The organism is Streptococcus sp. 3613 (genome assembly GCF_013277375.1).
GTDB lineage: Bacteria > Bacillota > Bacilli > Lactobacillales > Streptococcaceae > Streptococcus > Streptococcus pseudopneumoniae.
This window is the reverse complement of sequence record NZ_VMMV01000082.1, coordinates 1-4,183: the sequence shown is the minus strand read 5'-3', so window position 1 is coordinate 4,183 and position 4,183 is coordinate 1. Positions and strand designations below refer to the sequence as shown.

Below are 4,183 nucleotides of genomic sequence, written 5' to 3'. Positions count from 1 at the left end.
AGTATGCGAGAGGGAACGATAGGTGAAGTCTTAACCATCACAAACAATGGACAGGAAAACCATCTAGTCAAGATGGCATTCTTGGAACTAAAAAAATACAGAGAAACCAGCAAAGACGAGGTTCGCAAGCCATGGTTGGAGTTTTTCGGCAACAAGCCCTTTACCCAGCAACCTGAGCGAGCCATCAGCCAAGCAGACCAACTGCTAGACTACAAGAGCTGGTCCGAGGAGGACAGGAAAATGTTTAGTCAACTACGTATGCGAGAAGAACAAGCCTTATTAGCACAGGACTATGCCTTGGAACAAGCTGAAGAAAAAGGGTTGGAGAGAGGTCGTGCAGAGGGGCTTGAACAGGGATTAAAAGTAGGTTTAGTAAATCTAGTCCGCCAAGGTCTTCTGACTTCTGAGGTTGCTAGCCAGCAGTTGGGCATGACCGTCGCTGAGTTTGAGGAGCTATTGAAAAAATACAAATAAGCCCTAAAAAAAATACAGAGAAACCAGCAAAGACAAGGTTCGCAAGCCATGGTTGGAGTTTTTTGTAACTCTCTATCTCCTAGATAGGGTTCGATAAAATATAGTGATTTCGGAGTTAGCTAGTTAGGTCATTTGTAAATCAAGTAAGCCTAAGAGAAGTAGTGATCTTAGAAAAACTGGAGCTGGCTAGCTAATAATCTAATCTATAAGAATCCCTAAGCAAAGGGTTAGAATCTATAAACTGGCCTATGATTTAGTTTTATCCATAAATGATTAAAAAGAGGGTATGGCGTGGCTACTACAGAAGAGCGGCTTTTTAATCATACAATGCTAGGATTTGTTTTTATCAATTAGCTTTTGATGTGCTTAACATCAGGGGGAAACACTTCGAAACAAACTGTAACTAAAATGTTATCAAATTGTAATAAAACCTTGATTTGTATATGTTTCTCAAGACAGAATCGTCAGGAAGCTTGATAGAATAGCTTTGTACAGCCTATCCATATATATGGATAGGCTGTCTTTTTCTTGATACTAAGTGAGATAAAGAAGTCAAATGATTATCTTTTTAAAGTAATTTAAGGTATAATAGTTTAGTCATATCAGGTTGAATGATTGAGTGCATTTTTGATTCACAAGGCAAACCTTTGCATTGTGTTACAGTTATAGACTCAGTAATTACACTTGAAAAAATTTAAACTAAAAAGGGGAACATCTAATATGTTTTATAGTGAGAAGGACGATAGAGAAAAACAATTACGTTTTTCGATTCGTAAGGTTAGTTTTGGAGCGGCCTCGGTAGCCGTGGCGGCACTCTATCTCTTTATGGGAAGTGGAGCGGTATCTGCTGCGGAAGCGCAGGCCGTACAGTCAAATGAGGAGGTGGCAGCTGATAAGGATTCAGAAACAGAGAAAAAATCAGAGGATCCACAGCTAACCTACGCTGCTCCTGCTGCAAAGAAACAAGGATCTGCAACCAATACTGAAGCAGGGGATGAAGGCAAGCAAGAGAGTCATCCAGGGACCAAAGAGGAAGAAGTCAACTCATCTGAAAGAAGCGAAACTACAACAAAGACTCAATCGGATGAAAATTCTGTGAGCGGGGACTCTAGCTCTCCAAAATCTGAAGGTGAAGGTACAAAATCAGAAGAAGCAAGCAGCAAGCCAAAAGTACGTAAAAGACGTGATGCACCATCTGGCCCAACAGCGACTGCAGCCGATGCTGATCCAGATGCAAATCAAGTGTATATAGCTCCAGGAGATGATGCAAGTGTAACAACACTAGGGAATAGTTTAAATAACTTACAAGAAAGTATTGAAAATAACACTAAAGTTCAGAATATGAATTCTCTTGGAGAAAGTAGTGGAGTAGCAGCTGGTCAAGTGAAGGAAATTACAGAATTTGGTGGTTGGAAAGCTATAACTTCAGGTGGTTCTACTGATGGGAAATTCGCTATAGCAAGAAAAACTGATAGTGGAGTTTTTCCTATCGAGACAGTTAATACGGTGTTTAAACAGGGGGGTACTAGTGAAAATTTGACATGGATTAAAGAGTCTGTTTTTGATCGTACTAATGATTACATACTTCTTTTATCCGAGGTTAGAACTAAAGCCACTATGAATAATCAGACATTTGATAAACAAGCTTATAAACCTACTGGAGAAGCTGGTGGCATTGCTAGAGGTTTGGAAGGTTTTAATGGGATAGAAAAAACATTTAAAGTTTATACACCAAAGGTAGGAACGAAAGTAACTATTGAATTTAAAACAGGATATACTGGAGATATCGATGGAAAAAAAGCAAAGTATAAAGTTGAACTGATAGCTAAAATGGCAAATTCACAGATAGAAAAATCACTTTATGATGTTACTTTTGATCCTTCTAGTTCTAGTTCTAGTTCTAGTATGACGTTAACAGCAGCAAAAGAAACACTTACAAAACAAAACTTTTCCGCCTCTCGCTCACTTGGTAAAGAAAAGTATAATGAAATGTTAGCGAGTTCTGGAAATAGGCCAGGAGGTGAACCTGGAAAATTTAAGAGTAAACTAATTGATATACCTGAAGGCTACACTGAATATACAGTTCGTATTAGTTCAGCGGATAATAGTCGTTTAGGTATGGGATACCAAATTGATTGGGAACATTATGCTTTGCCAGTTACCGGAGCAGGATTTAATGTTACTCAGGACACCAGCAAAGTTGCCAAGGATTTATCTCAAAAAGTTTATGATAAATTAATGGCACAAAAAGAAGAAGATACAAAATGGTCAACTCCTGAAACCAAGGCTGCTTATGAAGAAAAATTACAAAAAATTAAGGAAAAGATTGAATCTGGAGCTAGTACTAGTGATTATCAAACAGTAGTGAAAGAGGCTCTAGAAAAACAGAAACAGCTGAACGAAGGGCAGGAAATAAAAGACAAAGCTACAAAAGCAATAGAAGATAAGCTTAAAGAAAAAGAAGCAGAGATTGACAACAATGACAAGTTAAGTTCGGCCGAAAAAGACAAAGCTAAGGAAGCAGCGAAGAAAGCAGCAGAGGACGCTAAGCAAGCTATTACGAATGCCAACTCTCAAGATGAGGTTACCAATAAGCAAACTGAGGGAACTAAAGCTATAGACGATGTGAATCCAATAGGAACAGAGAATGCAGTCAATGCAATAGCAGAAGCTGCAGCAAGGAGAATGGCTGAGATAGATGATGATGAAACATTATCAGAAGATGAAAAGAGTATAGCTACAGAAGAAGTAGTGGAAGCTGTCAGAAAAGCAGGCGAAGCTATTAGGAAAGCTAAGGAAGCTAAAAATCAAGATGACGTTGATAAAGCCCAAGCAGATGCAATCTCTGAAGTAACTGCAGTTAAACCAGTAGGAAAAGACAAAGCTAAAAAAGCAATAGAAGATAAGCTTAAAGAAAAAGAAGCAGAGATTGACAAAAATGACAAGTTAAGTCCGGCCGAAAAAGACAAAGCTAAGGAAGCAGCGAAGAAAGCAGCAGAGGACGCTAAGCAAGCTATTACGAATGCCAACTCTCAAGATGAGGTTACCAATAAGCAAACTGAGGGAACTAAAGCTATAGGCGATGTAAATCCAATAGGAACAGAGAATGCAGTCAATGCAATAGCAGAAGCTGCAGCAGTGAAAATGGCTGAGATAGAGGATGATGAAACATTATCAGAAGACGAAAAAAATGCAGCCAAGGAAGAAGTAGCGGAAGCTGTCAGAAAAGCAGGCGAAGCTATTAGGAAAGCTAAGAAAGCTAAAAATCAAGGTGACGTTGATCAAGCCCAAGCAGATGCACTTTCTGAAGTAAATGCAATCAATCCAGTAGGAAAGGATAAAGCTAAAGCAGACTTAGATAAGGCAGCAGAAACTGAGAAGGCAGAAATCAATGCAGACACCAGCCTCACATCGACAGAAAAAGAGCAAAAAGTCAAAGACTTGGAAGCTAAATTAGCTGAAGAAAAAGCTAAGATTGACTCAGCAGCAGATGCTGATAAAGTAGCCGAAGCTAAAACAGCAGGTGTAACAGCCATTGCAGGCGTCCACACAAATGGTGACTTAGAAGCTCTTAAGAAAGCTGCTAAAGCAGACTTAGCGAAAAAATTAGCAGATAAATTAGCAGCAATTGACAACACTCCAAATGCAACAAAAGAAGAAAAGGATGCAGCTAAAGATCGAGCTAAGCAAGCAGCGGACAAAGCTATCC

Annotated in this window: 1 protein-coding gene and 1 pseudogene; both read left to right on the top strand. The window is 39.2% G+C overall.

Going from position 1 to position 4,183, the window contains the following annotated elements; all coding sequences use genetic code 11:
- Positions 1 to 474 (top strand): annotated as a pseudogene (locus HT708_RS11580) (hypothetical protein); the annotation flags it as partial.
- A gap of 720 nt (positions 475 to 1,194) precedes the next feature.
- On the top strand, positions 1,195 to 4,183 hold a 2,989-nt coding region (locus HT708_RS09640; RefSeq protein WP_172926311.1), incomplete at its 3' end, for a DUF1542 domain-containing protein.